Source organism: Pedobacter sp. CG_S7, assembly GCF_040544395.1.
GTDB lineage: Bacteria > Bacteroidota > Bacteroidia > Sphingobacteriales > Sphingobacteriaceae > Pedobacter.
This window is the reverse complement of sequence record NZ_JBEONS010000002.1, coordinates 102,626-120,007: the sequence shown is the minus strand read 5'-3', so window position 1 is coordinate 120,007 and position 17,382 is coordinate 102,626. Positions and strand designations below refer to the sequence as shown.

At 37.9% G+C, this 17,382-nt stretch carries 14 protein-coding genes; 3 read left to right on the top strand and 11 right to left on the bottom strand.

Annotated elements, in window-relative coordinates; translation table 11 throughout:
* Nucleotides 1-182 precede the first annotated feature (182 nt).
* Together AAKU52_RS02480 and AAKU52_RS02475 are read right to left on the bottom strand one after the other, a co-directional pair.
* Nucleotides 183-2,489: a TonB-dependent receptor gene (locus tag AAKU52_RS02480; RefSeq protein ID WP_354329864.1), complete on the bottom strand. Its 2,307-nt coding sequence runs from the start codon at nt 2,487-2,489 to the stop codon at nt 183-185.
* A 100-nt stretch (nt 2,490-2,589) separates the two neighbouring features.
* On the bottom strand, nt 2,590-2,940 hold the full coding sequence (locus tag AAKU52_RS02475) for a hypothetical protein (protein WP_354329862.1): 351 nt from the start codon (nt 2,938-2,940) through the stop codon (nt 2,590-2,592).
* A gap of 293 nt (nt 2,941-3,233) precedes the next feature.
* Between AAKU52_RS02475 and AAKU52_RS02470 the strand changes: the two genes are divergently transcribed.
* The gene (locus tag AAKU52_RS02470; protein WP_354329860.1) at nt 3,234-3,629 is read left to right on the top strand and encodes a response regulator transcription factor; all 396 of its coding nucleotides are present in this window, start codon (nt 3,234-3,236) and stop codon (nt 3,627-3,629) included.
* On the opposite strand, the gene ku is transcribed toward AAKU52_RS02470, so the two are convergent.
* The 4 genes from ku to pdhA form a co-directional block, all read right to left on the bottom strand.
* Nucleotides 3,626-4,393 (bottom strand): non-homologous end joining protein Ku, encoded by a 768-nt coding sequence (gene ku, locus AAKU52_RS02465; RefSeq protein WP_354329858.1) that lies wholly within the window; start codon nt 4,391-4,393, stop codon nt 3,626-3,628. The genes AAKU52_RS02470 and ku overlap by 4 nt on opposite strands.
* 66 nt (nt 4,394-4,459) lie before the next feature.
* Nucleotides 4,460-5,842, bottom strand: coding sequence for a histidine--tRNA ligase (gene hisS, locus AAKU52_RS02460; protein ID WP_354329856.1), 1,383 nt, complete (start codon nt 5,840-5,842; stop codon nt 4,460-4,462).
* Between the two features lie 62 nt (nt 5,843-5,904).
* Complete coding sequence (locus AAKU52_RS02455; RefSeq protein WP_354329854.1) at nt 5,905-7,554, bottom strand: pyruvate dehydrogenase complex dihydrolipoamide acetyltransferase; 1,650 nt, start codon at nt 7,552-7,554, stop codon at nt 5,905-5,907.
* A 29-nt stretch (nt 7,555-7,583) separates the two neighbouring features.
* Entirely contained in the window at nt 7,584-8,579 is a 996-nt protein-coding gene (pdhA, locus tag AAKU52_RS02450; protein ID WP_354329852.1) for a pyruvate dehydrogenase (acetyl-transferring) E1 component subunit alpha, read from the bottom strand.
* Nucleotides 8,580-8,811: 232 nt separating this feature from the next.
* On the opposite strand from pdhA, the gene AAKU52_RS02445 reads away from it, so the two are divergent.
* On the top strand, nt 8,812-9,366 hold the full coding sequence (locus AAKU52_RS02445) for a C40 family peptidase (protein WP_354329850.1): 555 nt from the start codon (nt 8,812-8,814) through the stop codon (nt 9,364-9,366).
* 143 nt (nt 9,367-9,509) lie between these two features.
* On the opposite strand, the gene AAKU52_RS02440 is transcribed toward AAKU52_RS02445, so the two are convergent.
* The 5 genes from AAKU52_RS02440 to AAKU52_RS02420 all read right to left on the bottom strand — a co-directional run bounded on the left by AAKU52_RS02440 (nt 9,510) and on the right by AAKU52_RS02420 (nt 14,522).
* On the bottom strand, nt 9,510-9,695 hold the full coding sequence (locus tag AAKU52_RS02440; protein WP_354329848.1) for a hypothetical protein: 186 nt from the start codon (nt 9,693-9,695) through the stop codon (nt 9,510-9,512).
* Nucleotides 9,696-9,809: 114 nt separating this feature from the next.
* Complete coding sequence (locus AAKU52_RS02435; RefSeq protein WP_354329846.1) at nt 9,810-11,951, bottom strand: carboxy terminal-processing peptidase; 2,142 nt, start codon at nt 11,949-11,951, stop codon at nt 9,810-9,812.
* Nucleotides 11,952-12,059: 108 nt separating this feature from the next.
* Entirely contained in the window at nt 12,060-12,740 is a 681-nt protein-coding gene (locus AAKU52_RS02430; protein ID WP_354329844.1) for a hypothetical protein, read from the bottom strand.
* Between the two features lie 19 nt (nt 12,741-12,759).
* Nucleotides 12,760-13,602: an isoaspartyl peptidase/L-asparaginase gene (locus AAKU52_RS02425; RefSeq protein ID WP_354329842.1), complete on the bottom strand. Its 843-nt coding sequence runs from the start codon at nt 13,600-13,602 to the stop codon at nt 12,760-12,762.
* The gene (locus AAKU52_RS02420) at nt 13,599-14,522 is read right to left on the bottom strand and encodes a cyanophycinase (protein WP_354329839.1); all 924 of its coding nucleotides are present in this window, start codon (nt 14,520-14,522) and stop codon (nt 13,599-13,601) included. Before AAKU52_RS02420 ends, AAKU52_RS02425 begins: the two co-directional genes overlap by 4 nt.
* A gap of 187 nt (nt 14,523-14,709) precedes the next feature.
* Between AAKU52_RS02420 and cphA the strand changes: the two genes are divergently transcribed.
* Nucleotides 14,710-17,325 carry a cyanophycin synthetase gene (cphA, locus tag AAKU52_RS02415; RefSeq protein WP_354329837.1) on the top strand — a complete coding sequence of 872 codons (2,616 nt, stop codon included), beginning with the start codon at nt 14,710-14,712 and terminating at the stop codon, nt 17,323-17,325.
* Nucleotides 17,326-17,382 lie beyond the last annotated feature (57 nt).

The window sequence follows — 17,382 nt, the reverse complement described above, 5'->3', positions numbered from 1 at the left end:
AGGATTTTGGCCTATCCCTGGCAGGTCCTTGCTAGGTCATTTAGATATACCGAGGATAAGGAAAGGACCTACAAACGACCTACCGAGGACCTACCAACCCTAACCGATCTATGAGAATAAAGCACAAAAAAAGGAGGCTGATCATTTTGGAAATGATACAGCCTCCTTTAAATAAATTAACTTTACTTCTTTATATTAAAGGGAAGCATAACGCCAAAAGTAACATTACGACCGGGGTTATAAATTCCAAAAGTTGGATTTGATTCATCCAATCGACCAGGTTTGTAACGGCTTAAATGATCATAATACTTTTTATTGAGCAGATTCTTACCAGAAACATATAATGTAATTTCTTGTTTATGAAGATTAATAGTGGTGCCAACAGCAGCATTGAGTAAAGTATAACCATTGGTGGCCGTTTCAAACTCACTTACCCTACTTTGTTTAAAATAACTATCTAATCCAACAGAAAGGTATGACTTTTTAACACCTTCAAAAACGGGTTCAAAACGAAGTTCATTACGTAAAATAGCTGCCGGAATAAAAGGTAACGGCTGTTTAGTAGCCCTATTGGTTGCCCAGGTGTAGGAGAAACTATTTTCAAAATGCAACAGTTCTACCGGATGCAAAGTTAACGAAGCTTCCAATCCTCTTAAAAAAGCATCGCGTTGTATAGAGCGGTATACCGGGAGATCGTTTATGGTTTCACCGGTAGTATTATAGAAGATATAATTATTGATATAATTCATAAAGCCACCCAAACTAGCGCTAACAGTATTTGTTTGATAATCAACCACGGCATCAAACTGGTAGCTTTGCTCAGGCTTTAAATCAGCACTCCCAATTTCATAACGAAAAGCCCCTTCATGAACACCATTAGAAGAAAGTTCGGCAATATTGGGTGCTCTGAAAGCTGATCCTGCATTAGCCTTTAAGCTAAAAGAATCATTGAATTCGTGAGTATAACCTAAACCACCACTAAAGTTGGAGAATTTATTGGAAAAATTATTAAAGACTACCGCATCATCTGCTATGAATTCTTTACCGTTAAGCTTCCGATAATCAAACCTTATCCCTGCATTCAGGGTGTTTTTGTCCCACGTTTTTTTAATGTATCCAAAAGCACCATACGATTGCGCATCAAAATCAGGTATCAAAGCTTCGATTCCATTGGTATTGTCACTATTTATAAACTCACCGGACAGGCCCACTACTGGTGCCCAGCCATTTGTTGCTTTAAAGGAATATTTAAAGTCATAACTATAAGTATGCATATCCAAAAACAACGCAGGCGCACCCTCGGCTTCCTCCAGTTCCCGGCGTTGGTTACGCTGGTAACCTAAAATTGTTTTCAAACTGCCTTCGTTAAACAAGATATTACTATTGATGGCAATTTTATCATGCCTCACATCTTGTTGAGGGAAACTAAGGCTACGGTCTTTGAACTGATCTTTGGTAAAGACATCGCCGTTCTCATCCACAAACTGGCCTGAGCTATTTACTGCGGGCTCGTAAAAACCAATGTTATTGCGGAAGCTGGAAAGATCTAAATGAGCATAACCCCAGGCTTTATTAAGTCCTAATTGCGCACTGAAGGCGGTTTCATTAAAGCCTGAATTTGGAACATATCCAGTAGGCGTTTCAAATGCATGTGCATTTTTATAACTTCCCCTGGCGCGGTAAACAAAACCATTTTCGTTACCCTGCAGCATTAAAGAGCTGCCACTTAAACCACTATTGGTGGCGTAATTGGTTAAAAACTCTCCCTGTATAGTTCCTACTGGCGCCGGAAGGGCATCCAAAATATTGATAACGCCACCCAGGGCATCTGAACCATAAAGTAAACTTGCAGGACCTCTTAATATTTCAACCCTATCGGCACTGTACTGGTCAATCTCAATACCATGTTCATCACCCCACTGCTGTCCTTGTTGTTTAACCCCATTGTTGAGGGTTAATACACGATTAGAGCTGAGGCCTCTGATCACTGGCTTTGAAATGGCATTGCCCGTAGTAATTTGAGCTATACCGGGAACACGCGACAGAGCATCAATTAAATTAGTAGCCGGATGAGCTAATAACTCTTCTTTACTTACTGTGGCAATAGAAGTGCTGTTTTTACGACTGTTTGAACTGTTGGCTATGCCTGTTATCACAACTTCCCGGCCTTCGATAACGCTGGGCTTCAAAGCAAATACGGTAGCATGCAAGTTTGCAAAATCGACCACCTGACTGATGGTTTCATAGCCTATATACCTAATTTGGACAAGAAAACTACCCTTACCGGGAACATTTTTAAGGATAAACTCCCCCTCGTCGTTAGTCACCGCCGAAACACGCAGGTCAGGAATAGAAATAACAGCACCTGGTAGTGCTTCTTTAGTTATGGCATCAATAACTTTACCATTAAATTGTATCAGCACAATAGCATAACTACTGGCAGAAAATAGCAGCAACATCACCGCAAGTGTGAATTGTATTTTTTTCATCAGAATATTTTATATTTTTATAAGGCCGTGAAAAACCATAGGTATTTTAAGGCCAAAAGAATCAAGAAGTTTTATGGCTTCTGTATAAAAACCATAAGAATTAAGAAATTGCTACAGGGGGGCCTCTAACGGAGGTACTGAACAGTGCTACAGAGGAACTACGAAGAATAGGAGTTTCTTTAACCCACAACTGGATGGAAAGGAAAACCTGGAAAGTAGCGCTGGCATTAACATAGTTTTTCTCGAAATGTGCGGCACAAACCAAGCAGGTGTCTACATGACTGCTGATGTGTAGTTTATGCGTACATATTTTTTCTTTTTCCGGATGATATACTACTTCAGGATGGTGATGTAAAGCACTCCATGGTGTTAAGGCAATAGAAAATACCAGCAGCAAAATTGCTGATAAAATACTTTTGATATGGTTGCGCCTATTTTTCAATGTGCACAAAAGTAATCAAATCTTAATAATTATAGCCATTTGTTAGCGTAACAATGTTCTTATACCCTAAATATGGATCTAACTTTAGACCTAAGTAAAAAACTGGTACCTAAATGGGCTACGCAGCAACATTTCGACGAGCTAGAAGATAAATGCTTAATGATGTAACAATAAATGACTGCCAAGACACCCTTAGAAAACATTGACCGAGCTTAAATTTGTAAATATTTTGTTTACACAATTTCAATAATTCATAAACATTACTTAGCTTTGTAGCTTAGTAAATACTAAATAGCAATCAATTGGTAATAGACTCTAAATCTTATAAAAACATCCTTGTTATAGAGGATAATCATGCTATTTTAGATGTGATTACTTTGATACTTCAAAGTGAATCTTATAAAGTAACCGGATTAAGTAAAAGTGTTGACATGCCAATGCACATTGAGCAGCTTAAACCTGACCTGATTATATTAGACATCATGCTGCCCGATGGTGATGGACGGGTATTGCTGCAACAGTTAAGGAATGATGTTAATACCATTGACATCCCTGTATTGATGATTTCTGCAAGGTATACCGAAGAAAATTTTCTACATGGCGAGTTCAAACCTAATGGATTCCTGGCAAAACCTTTTGACATCGACAACTTATTAGATCGTATTGAAGGTATCTTAGCGGGAAAAACTTATTGCTAGGCACCCTTGCTTTTCAGGCTTTCCAATAACTGACCGTATAAATCATCTTCGGTAGCTGTTCTGGTTTTCAGCTTTTTAACTTTAGCTCTTTTTCCAGCAGCTTTAGCTTTGATGATTTTTAGTAATTCTTTGCTATACTCATCTTTGAAATTCGAAATATCAAAAGGTGAGGAATATTGTTTAATTAAGCTCATCCCTACCTCCAGCTCTTTTTTATTAATAGAATCCAGTGAAGGTAAATGGAGTTCCTCTATAGCGCGTATCTCTTCCTGAAAACGAATTTTAGTGACTACAATTACTTCCTCCATCGGATGGATGACACAGAGGTTCTCGGTATTGCGCAATACAAAGCGAGCCAAACCAGCCTTTTTTGATTCTATAAGTGCTTTTAATAAGAGTGCATAGGCTTTCTTTCCTTGCGTTTCGGGTTCGGCATAATAGGAAGTTTCATAGTAGATCGGGTTGATTTCGTTGATGTCTACAAAATTCTCTAATTCTATCATTTTGGCTTTCTCGGGACTGGCATCAGCGAAATCCTGTTCCTCTAAAACCACATAATTATCGTTCAAGAAATACCCCCGTACAATTTTTTCAAATGGAACTTCTTTACGGGTGTTTTCGTTAATCCGCTGAAATTTAATTCTTGCATGGTCTTTACTGTCAAGCATATCCAGATCAAGGTTACTTTTTTGAACCGCTGAATAAAGTTTAACAGGGATATTAACCAAGCCAAAACCGATAGAACCTTTCCAGATAGACCTCATTATGTACTGATTTTACGTAATAACACCACATATTAAAAATTGTTTTTTATGAGTTATGACTGCATTTTAATGCTTTAAGTGGTTAATGATTGCGGACAAACTTAATTTCTCCTGATCTCCGGTAGTCATATTTTTAAGAGTAAGTAAGCCACTTTGCATTTCATCACTGCCAATTAAAATCACAAAAGGAATTTTTTTAGCATCTGCGTAACTCATCTGTTTCTTCAGTTTTGAAGCAGCAGGATAAAGTTCAGCCGTTATTTCTGCTTGTCGGAGTTGTTGTAAAATGGGCAAGGCATATTTTTCTGCCTCCAGATCAAAGTTACTGATCAGTACGGTAGTACCCGTGATAGCATTTGCTGGAAACAAATTCAATTCTTCCAGAACATCATAAATACGATCGGCACCGAAGGATATGCCAACCCCTGTTAATCCTTTCAAACCGAACATGCCTGTTAAATCATCGTACCTGCCGCCACCACCAATGCTACCCATGGCCACCTCATTGGTTTTAACCTCATAAATACAGCCTGTATAGTAATTTAAACCTCTGGCAAGCGTAATGTCTAATTCTAGGTTAATTGCTTTTTCCTGTGGATCGGCAAGTGCTTTAATGTAATCAAATACAATTTCTATTTCTGCTATACCTTTTAAACCTGTCTCTGAGCTAGCAAGAACCGTTCTTAAACGTTCCAGTTTAGATTCGTTAGCACCTTCCAATAAAATTACCGGTTTTAATAAATCAATATCAGCAGCTGTAAAACCACGTTCTATCAATTCTTTGGCAACCCCATCAAAGCCAATCTTATCAAGTTTATCAATAGCAACCGTCATGTCAATGATCAACTCCGGTTTACCTATAATTTCGGCTATACCCGATAATATTTTACGGTTATTAATTTTAATAGTAAAATCCTTTAATCCCAGGTTGCTGAGGGCTTCCTGATACATCAAAGCAAACTCTGCCTCATTTAATAAACTGTCAGAACCAACTACATCGGCATCACACTGATAAAATTCACGGTAACGCCCTCTTTGGGGCCTGTCGGCACGCCAAACCGATTGTACCTGGAAACGTTTAAATGGCAAGGCAATTTCGTTCTGGTGCATAACAACATACCTTGCAAAAGGAACGGTTAGATCATATCGCAAAGCTTTTTCACTTACAGAAGAAGTAATGGCATTAGAATTCCTGTTGCTCAGGAGTTCATCATTCACTTTAGAAAGGAAATCACCGCTGTTTAAAATTTTAAAAATCAGCTTATCCCCTTCATCACCATATTTTCCAGTTAGGGTAGAAAGATTTTCCATAGAAGGCGTTTGAATTTCTGCGTAACCATATTTTTTGAATACTTTCTTGATCGTATCAAAAATATAATTGCGTTTAATCATTTCCTGTGGAGAAAAGTCACGGGTTCCTTTTACTAAAGATGGTTTAATGTTTGACATAGGGGCAAAAGTACAAAAAGTAAAAGGCATAAAAAAAGCTGCCGAAGCAGCTTTTATATTTTTTAAACTAATAACCTGACAGGCTCTTCGAGTAGCGCCTTAAAGGTTTGCAAGAAAGCAGAACCTGACGCACCATCTACAACCCTATGGTCGCAACTTAAAGTTACCTTCATTACATTACCCGGAACTACAGCACCGTTTTTAACAACAGGCACTTGAGCTATTCCACCAATGGCTAAAATACAAGCATCGGGTGGATTAATAATTGCGGTAAACTCATCAATACCAAACATTCCTAAATTAGAAATAGTAAATGTTGAACCTTCCCAATCTGCAGGTTGTAATTTCTTAGCTTTTGCACGTTGCGCAAAATCTTTAACTTCCGCAGAGATATGAGATAAGGTTTTACCATCGGCAAAACGAACAACAGGAACCAAAAGACCATCTTCTACAGCTACAGCAACCCCAATGTTGACATGCTCATTGTAACGGATTTTATCGCCCAACCAAGAAGAATTCACATTTGGATGTTGTTTTAAAGCAATAGCTGCCGCTTTCAACACCATGTCATTAAAGGAAATTTTTACCGGTGCATATTCATTGATTTTTGTGCGGGCAGCAATAGCGCCATCCATATCAATGCTCATGGTTAAATAAAAATGAGGAGCAGTAAACAAGCTTTCCGCCAAACGTTTCGCAATAACTTTGCGCATTTGGGTAACTGGTTTTTCTGTAAACTTCTCTTCGCCAATAAATTGAGGTATTTTAACTGCTGGTTTTTCTGCAGCAGGTGCCGCAGTAACCGCTGCTGGTGCAGCTACAGGTTTAAAGTTTTCAATATCTTTTTTGATGATTCTTCCACCATCAGCACTGCCAGCAACTTGTGCAAGGTCAATACCTTTTTCTTTCGCTATTCTTTTTGCTAAAGGAGAAGCTTTAACTCTTCCTCCATCTGCAGTAACGGCTTCTTTTTCTGCTACAGGAGCAGCAGCAGCAGTTGTCTTTTCAGCAACTGGAGCCTCTGCCTTTTTATCTGCAGCCGCCGCAACAGGTGCATCGGTCTGGCTAAGGATGCTGCTAATATCAGTACCTTCCGGACCAACAATGGCAATAATGCCATTTACTTTGGCAGCCTCGCCTTTTCCAACACCAATATGTAATAAAGTACCTTCAGCATAACCCATCACTTCCATTGTCGCCTTATCGGTTTCAACATCAGCAAGGATATCATCTTCTTTAACTTTATCACCAACTTTTTTATGCCATTCAGCAATAACGCCTTCTGTCATGGTATCGCTCAGCAAGGGCATACGAACAACAGTAACGCCCAATTTTTCTAAATCAACTTCTGGTGTTACCGGAGCCGCAGCTGGTTTACTTTCAACAGCAGTTTCTGTTTCTTTTTTATCTTCTATCGGAGCAGCAGGTTCAGTACCAGATTCTTCCGCTGCTAGAACAGCTTTATAATCTTCACCTTCTTTACCTACAACGGCAATAACGGCATCAACTGGAACAGACTTACCCTCTTCTACACCGATGTATAGAACAGTAGCATCCCAATATGATTCTAAATCCATGGTCGCCTTATCGGTTTCCACTTCGGCCATAACATCGCCGCTCTTAATTTTATCGCCAACTTTAACATGCCACTTGGCCATAACCCCTTCGGTCATGGTATCGCTCATTTTGGGCATTCTAACTACTTCAGCCATTCTATAATATCAATGAAATGTGTTAAAAATTAATCTAGTATATATGGATAATCTTCCTGCACATACACATCTTTGTATAATTCTGATGCTTCCGGCCAAGGAGACTCCTCCGCAAACTTTACAGATTCATCTACAATCTGTTTCACTTTTGTTTCAATTTCTTCAATCCAAGTCTGATCAGCATATTTTTCTTTCAAAATCACTTCTCTTACCAATTCAATTGGATCTTTCGCTTTATACGATTCTAATTCGTCTTTAGTACGGTATTTAGCAGGGTCAGACATGGAGTGACCGCGGTAACGGTAAGTGCGCATTTCAAGGAAGGTTGGTCCTTCGCCATTACGAGCTCTTTGGGCAGCTTCATCCATTGCATTGTGAACGGCAACAGGATCCATCCCATCTACAGGTGCACAAGGCATATCGAATGCTAAACCAATTTTATAGATGTCAGTCATGTTAGTGGTACGCTCTACAGAGGTTCCCATGGCATAACCATTATTTTCACAAACAAATATTACCGGAAGTTTCCAGAGCATAGCCATATTGAATGCTTCGTTTAAAGCACCCTGACGAACAGCTCCATCTCCCATATAACAAACGTTTAAATTTTTTGTGCCTTTATATTTTTCTGCAAATGCAATACCTGCACCCAAAGGAATTTGACCACCTACAATACCATGACCTCCATAAAAGTTAAACTCTTTGCTAAACATGTGCATCGAACCACCTTTACCTTTAGAACAGCCAGTAGATTTACCGTACATCTCTGCCATGATACTATTTGCACTTACTCCTTTTGCTAAAGCATGGGCGTGATCGCGGTAAGCAGTTATCATAGAGTCTTCAGGTTGTAATGCGGAAATTGCTCCGGCAACTACGGCCTCTTGACCAATATAGAGGTGACAAAAACCACGAATTTTTTGTTGTCCATAAAGTTGACCTGTTTTCTCTTCGAATTTGCGCATTAGCAACATCGACTCAAACCACTTCAGATAGGTATCTTTATTAATTTCTATTGCACTCATTTTGGGTGTTGATTTTATTATGAAAGCAAATCTACTTTTTTATTGCAATATATCCCAAGAATTGATTGTAAAATACATAGTGCGACTATACAAAATGTGGATAACTTTAATATTTATTGTCATAATATTTGGATAAGATTTGTAAATTCCATAGGTTTGGAAACCTGACAATAAGCCCTGGTGGCATATGTTTAAGTGCAAGTGCATTTTTACCCAAACTTAACAGTATATAATGATAAAAAAGTTTATGTTTTTTACGCTAGTTGGTCTTTTCGTCTCAACAGCGATATTTGCACAATCAAAGTCCAAAGAAACCAATAAATTAGCAGATCCTGATAATTTAGCTTCCCAGTATTTCTCTCAGGTAATGGGTGTTGCTATGGATGCAACCTCAAACATTAAACTTTACAAATTCATTTATGAATGGATTGGTACCCCTTACCGCTTTGGTGGAAACACACAAAAAGGTATTGACTGTTCTGCCTTCACAAAAGCGATTTACGATAAAGTTTTCAACACAACGATCTTAAGAAACTCCCGCGATATCTTTAGCATGGTGAATCCACTTCCGAAAGATGAGTTAAAAGAAGGAGATTTAGTGTTTTTCAAAATTAAAAGTAATAGCATTACCCATATAGGAATATATTTAGGAGATGATCGTTTTGCTCATGCTTCTTCTTCAAGGGGTGTTGTCATCAGCAATTTGAATGAGCCTTATTACTCAAGGTATTTTTATAAAGGCGGAAGAATTTTAGATTCGATTAAAAAAGATTTGATAGAAGAATAAAATAAAACTAATCAGAATATCCTTCTAAATATTTTTTAGGGGGATTTTTTTTTGCCTGATAACGTAGCTTTAAGCGTGATATATGGGATGACCATATATGGCCATCCCTACTGCGATCAACAATAGCCTTCTTTAGCCAAGTGTTAAGCCTCGTCTTTGGTATTCTTTATCAAACCGATTCCTGAGACGAAAAATATAATACCTATAATACTTAAAACCACTAATTCGCGGGTTTGAATAGTATGATTAACAAAGCCAATACCCGCATAAATAAGTCCGATGATTCCTAAAATGGTTAAGACTGTCCCAAAAATTCGTTTTACGTTCATAATAGTTTATATATATTCCAGCAAATACAATATCTATGCCGGTAATATAAAAGGCTTGAAAACCAAAAGGTTCCTGCATCATAGATACAGGAACCTTTTGAACTAAATATATTTTTATTTCATTTGCATCAAATCTGCCATTACTTTAAGACTTTCCTCTTGCATAAAGTCAAAGGTTTCGTCCTTCTTAACTTTATCACCTTTCTTAACTGGCTCCAAACCCCTTAAGGCCCTTAATTCATTCGCTCTACTGAGGGATTTCTTTTCCAAACTGTCTCTTTCTGCTTTTAATTTACCCATGTTTAAGCTAACAGAAACCTCCTTTTCTCGCGCTTTCATGTCGACAATTTCTTGTTTAAGCATTTTATACTCCAAAGAGCTCTTCATTCTTTCCTCATGAAGCTTCACTAGATTTGACTTAACTGCAGTAAGATCATTAACAGGCACAAAAACAGAAGGCATAATTACATCCCAAGGTAATGCAGAAGGTTCAGTATCCTCTCCAATTTTATCCATAGGATAAACGGAAGGAAAAACCACATCAGGAATTACACCCTTATGCTGGGTACTACTCCCATTAACCCGGTAAAACTTTGCCATTGTTAAATTGATTTGTCCTAATTGGGGCAACACCGGCTGGTCACCAACAGATTTAATTGAAGCCCCTTTATTAACTAAAGCAGCTAAACGCTGTAATATAGAGCCATTTACAAGGCTATTTAAATCAATGGAAGATTGAACAGTACCCTTTCCATAAGTTTGGGTACCTAAAATAATTCCACGACCATAATCCTGGATAGCTCCGGCAAAAATTTCAGAGGCTGATGCGCTCAGGCGATCAACCATTACACCGAAAGGGCCATCCCAAGCTACTCCGGGAATGTCATCATCACTTACTTCTATATCACCCCTTAAATCTTTAACCTGTACAACAGGACCTTTATCTATAAATAAACCCGTTAAACTAATAGCCTCGAGTAAAGAACCACCACCGTTAGCCCTTAAATCCATTACAATGGCATCAACTTTATCCATATTTTTCAAAGTATCAATCAAGAGTTTTACATCTCGGGTGGTGCTTTTATAATTAGGATCACCTGCTTTAGCTGCTTTAAAATCCGCATAAAATGCTGGCACTTTAATAATACCTATTTTAAATGTTTTACCATCCGATTGAATGGTTTTAACTTCCTTTTGAGCAGAAGAATCTTCCAGGACAATCTTCTCCCTTACCAACTCAATTATAACTGGTTTAGCAGACATCTCCTGCCCTGAAGGAATAATCTTTAGTCTTACTTTAGTGCCTTTAGGGCCTTTAATTTTAGAAACAGAGTTTTCAATACGCCAACCAATGATATCTTCAAATTCTCCATTACCTTGAGCAACACCAATAATACGATCACCAGCACTTAATAATTTACTCCTAAAAGCTGGCCCTCCGGGAATGATTTCCCCAATTTTTAACACTTCATTCTCCAGTTGCAGCCTTGCGCCAATACCTTCAAAAGAACGAGCCATATCTTCGTTAAAAGCTACAGCATTAGATGGGTTAAAATAATTGGTGTGCGGATCAATGGTTTCCGTAAATGCATCCATAACTGATTGAAAAACATCCTGGTTATTTATTTTAGAAACTTGAGATTTTAAATTAGTATATCTTTTGGTCAATGTTTCTACATTTTTATCTGTTTCGGTTCCAGCAATTTGCAAGTTAACAAGTTCATATTTTACTCTTTTCTTCCAGATATCATTTAAAGCAACCGTAGAAGCAGCCCATGGCATTTTTTCACGATCATAAGTATATGATTCATTCTGAGTGAAATCATATTTCACTTTCACCTGTGAAAGTGAATAATTAACCCATTCGTTATAACGTTTTAAATAAACGTTAAAAATATAAAAGGGGGCACTTAAATCGCCAATGCGAAAATCGTCATCAAGTGTATTCCTATATTTTTCGAACTCCTTAATATCTGCAAGATGGAAATAGTTTTTCGACGGGTCGAGTGTTTTTATGTATTTATCAAAAATCAAAGATGATATAGAATCATTGAGCTTTATTTTTTTGTAATTGTAATTTTCAATTAGCGACACCAATTCCCTTGCCACCAGGCTCTGTTGCTCAGCAGGCTTTATATTAGGTATACCTTCTACCACTGGCTGCTGTTTAGGCGAAGCCTGACAAGCTAGCACTGCGGCCGTAAAAGTTACCATTAGTATTCTTTTCAACATCTCCTTAAATAATTTAAAATCCATTTTTATAATCAACAACCAATATGATACCAATTTCTGAAATAAACAAAAAAGAGACGGTATTAAAACTGTCTCTTTTTTGTAAACTTAAAGAAAGTCCTTTAAATTATATTATTTCTTGTTACTAAACCTGTCCTTTATCATACGCCTAGTGTTCTTTAAATGCGTATTGTAATTTGTAATTTTTCTAGTACGAGCAAAAAGCTCAGCTTTATTTACATCCTTTAGTGCCAGGGAGTATTCTTTTTTCTTAATTTTTATTAAAATAATTCCTAGCATGGAATCCATATAAGCTGGATTATTTTTAAGATACCTAGCCAATATCCCTTGCTGTGTGTAAAACCATAAAGATTGCGTTAATTTATTTGAGTTATAATAAACCTTGGCTAACTGGCTGTACGAATCCATTTCTCCGCTTCTGTTACCTATACGGGAATAATTTTTCAGAGCCACATTTAACACTACTTGTTCAGCTTCCACATAATGATTAAGCAATAAATGAACATTGCTCAATCTTAACAATGCAGCACCATAAGCATTAAAATTTCTAGAGCTGTTATATTCAAAAGCTGCTTTACCAAATAAAGTTAATGCCTCATTAAAATCTCCTTTTTTTTCTAATTTCACTGCTTCAGCAAAATAGCCGTCTCCCGTTATTGCAACGACTTCAGATACCGCAATGTTTATGGCTCCGCTCGTAATACCAGTATCCTGGGGATCGAAATTACTACTTTGTGCAATCGCTCCAAAAGAAAACAGGCAAAAAAAGACCATTAAGCATACTTTGAACATTTTACAAATATAAGGTATTTTAGTTAAACACCTGTAAACTACCATCAAATGCTGCCCAAACCATATAAGGGTGTGAATCGAAATGATAAACTTCTCCTGAAGCACTGATACCGATAATACCGGCAAAACCATCAATTTCCTTAAGTTCTGCAAATGATTTTTCAGTGGCTTTCTTTAAGGTCCACCCATCAGTTACCCGGGTTACTATTTTTGTTGCAAGGCCCGTGCTAACAATATCTTCACCAACACCAGTACAAGAAATTGCAGCAAAGTGGTTAGCAAAATTTCCAGCTGTAGTTGCAGAGTCGCTAACACGGCAAGGAATTTCAAAACCCTTGCCACCAGTAGAAGTTCCTGATGCAAGATTTCCATCTTGATCTAGTGCCACACAACCTACCGTACCTTTTCTGTTATTCTGATTTAGTTTTGCCTCATATTCAATTAACCTTTGTTGTGTAAAAGGATTAAAATAACCAAAACCATTATCTCTGGCAAAATTTAGCGCACCCGCGCCACTTAAAACCCTGTCATCATAAGCTAAAAGTTGCTCGGCAACTAAAATAGGGTTTTTAACTTCCTCTATATTAATAACCCCACTAAAACGTTGTGTTTTACCATCCATAAGTGCAGCACTAAGCCTTACCTTTCCGTCGCTTTGAATTTGAGAACCAAAGCCAGCGTTAAACAGTTCGTTATTTTCGAGCAAGCTAACGGCAAAGACTACTGTTTCTAATGCCGTATGTGTCTGCAGATAGGTATTTGCTTGCACTACAATAGCGGATAAAGCATTCTGCTTAGCGAGTTTTGTATTCTCGTTATTGGCAGACTCACTAAAGAAGCCGCCGTGTATAATTACTTTCATGAAATAACTCCAATCGATTTAGAATGATGAATAGTTAAAGTATGCGTTACAAGGTCATAGATATCCCCTTCACACATCACATGAACCACCATGTTTTTAATAGATACGGGTTGCCCCATAGCTACATCAGTTAAATTAGTATCGTTCATCAGTCTGCCATCCACAAGAATAACCATTCCAGAACCGATAGCTTGCATCATGTTGCCATTAGAAATATATAATCCGGTATCCTCCCCAAGACCTATGCCCAAAATACCTGGATTGCTGGCCGCAGCATAAAGCAAACGTCCTATCCTACCTCTTTGTACAAAATGAGTATCAACGATCACGCCATCAATAAATCCTAAACCACCAGTAATTTTAACTTCGCCTTTCAGCAGGGCATCTTTGCTGCTTCCCTGGTAAATCATGTTTTTTGAACTCGCTGCAGCACCAGCAGAAGTACCGGCAATTACAATCTCTTCATTATGATATTTTTCCAACATAATCTGGTGAATTGTTGTTCCACCAAATATGGAAGATAAGCGGAGCTGGTCTCCCCCGGTAAAAACAATAACATCTGCTGCTTGAATTCTTTCACAATTTTCAACCGCATTTGCCTGTTCCCTGGAAATTATATTTAATACCCCCACGTCATGTACATCAAGCTGTGCAAAAGCCTTGATGTATTCTTCGCCAACCTTTTCAGGGATTAAGGACGCAGTAGTGATTATTTCAAATCTTGATGCTGTATTTTTTGATGATTCATCGGTAATCCGTTTTAATATGCCCCTTTCGAAAAAATTCATATTCTGGGGCAAACCGAATTGTGTCTCTGTAAAACTACCCGTATTTATTGCACCGCCTATTATTATTAATTTACCTTTTGGAGTCATTTCAATTGTTTTTGTTCCAATTAATTCAAAGATATGTGCATTCAACAAATATTTATGAATTTTTCCAATATAAGACTTTTTTTAAACGCAGTGCAGTATAAAGATTTTCATTTATTTTATTAGTTTTATAAACAAAAAAAAACGATTAAATTAATATATCGTTTCGGCAAAAAAGCTGCAGTATCCTCAAAATCCTACACTTGCCAATAGAGAACATAAAACAAACGAATACATGAAAATTTTAGGCATTCAAGTGCTACGAGGACCAAATATCTGGTCGATAAGGAGAAAAAAACTAATACAAATGCGGCTGGATTTGGAAGATTTAGAACAAAAGCCAACGAATTTAATTGAAGGATTTGAAGAACGCCTAGAAATAGCAATCCCAAGCCTTTACAGTCACCGTTGCTCCAAAGAAAGGCCAGGAGGTTTTTTCGAGCGAATAAAAGAAGGGACATGGATGGGTCATGTGATCGAGCATATTGCATTGGAAATACAAACACTTGCGGGGATGGACACTGGTTTTGGCAGAACCAGGCAAACTAAAACCGAAGGCATATACAATGTGGTATTTAGTTATCTGGAAGAAAAAGCAGGTATCTATGCCGCCGAGGCATCTGTAAAAATTGTAGAGGCTTTAATTAATAACGAAGATTGCCTACTGGAGGAGCACATCCAAAAGTTAAAGGAACTGAGAGAACTTGAACGTTTAGGCCCAAGTACAGGTTCTATCGTTAATGAGGCTATATCACGTGATATTCCATGGATCAGGCTCAATAAAAGTTCGCTGATCCAGTTAGGCTATGGCAAAAACCAGGTTCGCTTCAGGGCAACCATGACGGAAAAAACCAATAGTATTGCTGTAGATATTGCTTGTAACAAAGATGAAACTAAAAGGCTTTTACAAGATTCTGCTATCCCTGTAGCAAAAGGCGTCACCCTTGCCAACGTAGAGGAACTTCCTGAAACTTTAAGAAAATTAGGCTTTCCTCTGGTTTTTAAACCTCTTGATGGTAACCATGGTAAAGGTGCCACCATTAACGTAAAAACTGAAACCGCAGCTCACGAAGCTTTTGAATACGCTAAAATGTATTCTAAAAAAATCATCATCGAACGGTTTATAACCGGTTTTGACTTTCGGATATTAGTCATTGATCATAGAATGGTGGCTGCAGCTTTACGTGTACCGGCAAATGTAAAGGGAAATGGACAACTTACAATACAACAACTGATTGATAAGGAAAATGAAGATCCACGACGAGGTTATGGACATGAGAATGTTTTAACTGAGATTACTGTAGACCGGGACACAATGGATTTGTTGGAAAAACAAAACTACAATCTGGATACGGTTTTGCCAAATGGTGAAATTTTATATTTAAAATCAACGGCTAATTTAAGTACTGGCGGTACTTCTATTGACGTAACTGATTTGGTGCATCCACAAAATATTTTCATGAGTGAACGTATCTCCAGAATTATTGGCCTAGATATTTGTGGGATAGACATCATGGCGCAGAATCTTACCCAGCCGCTTACTGAAAATGGTGGTGTAGTGTTGGAGGTAAATGCAGCTCCCGGCTTCAGAATGCACCTTGCCCCCAGTGAAGGCCTGCCAAGAAATGTAGCTGCACCTGTTATTGACATGCTATATCCACCGGGAAAATCTGCTCGAATACCAATTATTGCCGTTACCGGAACGAATGGAAAAACAACTACAACAAGGTTAATAGCACACATTATAAAGAGCAACGGCACTAGGGTAGGCTACACCACTTCTGATGGTATTTATGTACAAAATACCATGTTGATGAAAGGGGACACCACTGGACCGGTTAGTGCAGAGTTCATCCTGCGTGACCCAACCGTGGAGTTTGCCGTGTTAGAAACTGCCCGGGGTGGTATTTTACGCGCTGGATTGGGTTTCAATAAATGTGACATTGGGGTAGTTACAAATATTCAAGAGGATCATTTGGGCATCGCAGACATTCACAACCTTGATGATTTATCAAGGGTAAAAAGCGTCATTATTGGCTCCGTTATAAGAAGTGGCTGGGCAGTTTTGAATGCCGACAATAAGTATTGCCTTAAAATAGGAAGCACTGCCGATTGTCAGGTTGCCTATTTCAGTATGGATGAAATGAATCCTGCCATTGTAGACCACTGTAAAAAAGGTGGTACTGCAGCTATTTATGAAAATGGTTACATCACCATTAAAAAAGGAGATTGGAAAATAAGGGTAGATAAAGTTACCCATGTGCCTTTAACTTTTGGCGGCAGTGTAGAGTTTATGATTCAGAATGTTTTGGCGGCAACACTTGCGACATTCCTTTGGGGCTATAAAACTGAAGACATCAGAATGTCATTAGAAACTTTTATTCCTTCGGCAGCACAAACACCAGGGAGAATGAACGTTTTTAAATTCAAAGAGTTTCAAATCCTGGTAGATTTCGCACATAACCCAGATGGATTCAATGGCATAAAACATTATTTAAAAACAATTGAGGCTACGGAACATGTAGGAGTAATATCTGCAACCGGAGACCGAAGAGAAGAAGATATAAAAGAAACCGGCAGAATTTCAGCTCAAATGTTTGATAAAATTATTATTTGTCAGGAAAAGTATTTACGCGGACGCGAGCCACAAGACCTAATAGATATCCTTTTAGCGGGAATCTATGAAATAAAACCAGACATGGAAGTGATCATCAATAATAGTGGAGAAAAAACACTTCAATATATTATTGCCACAGCAAAATCTGGCTCTTATTACACTATTTTAAGTGACACTGTTGACAATGCGATCATTAAAGTAACTGAATATTTGGATAAAGAATTAGGCGTTTAATGAAAAAAGCACAGCAGTTTTTAATCTGCTGTGCTTTTTTTTAACTCACAATAGTAC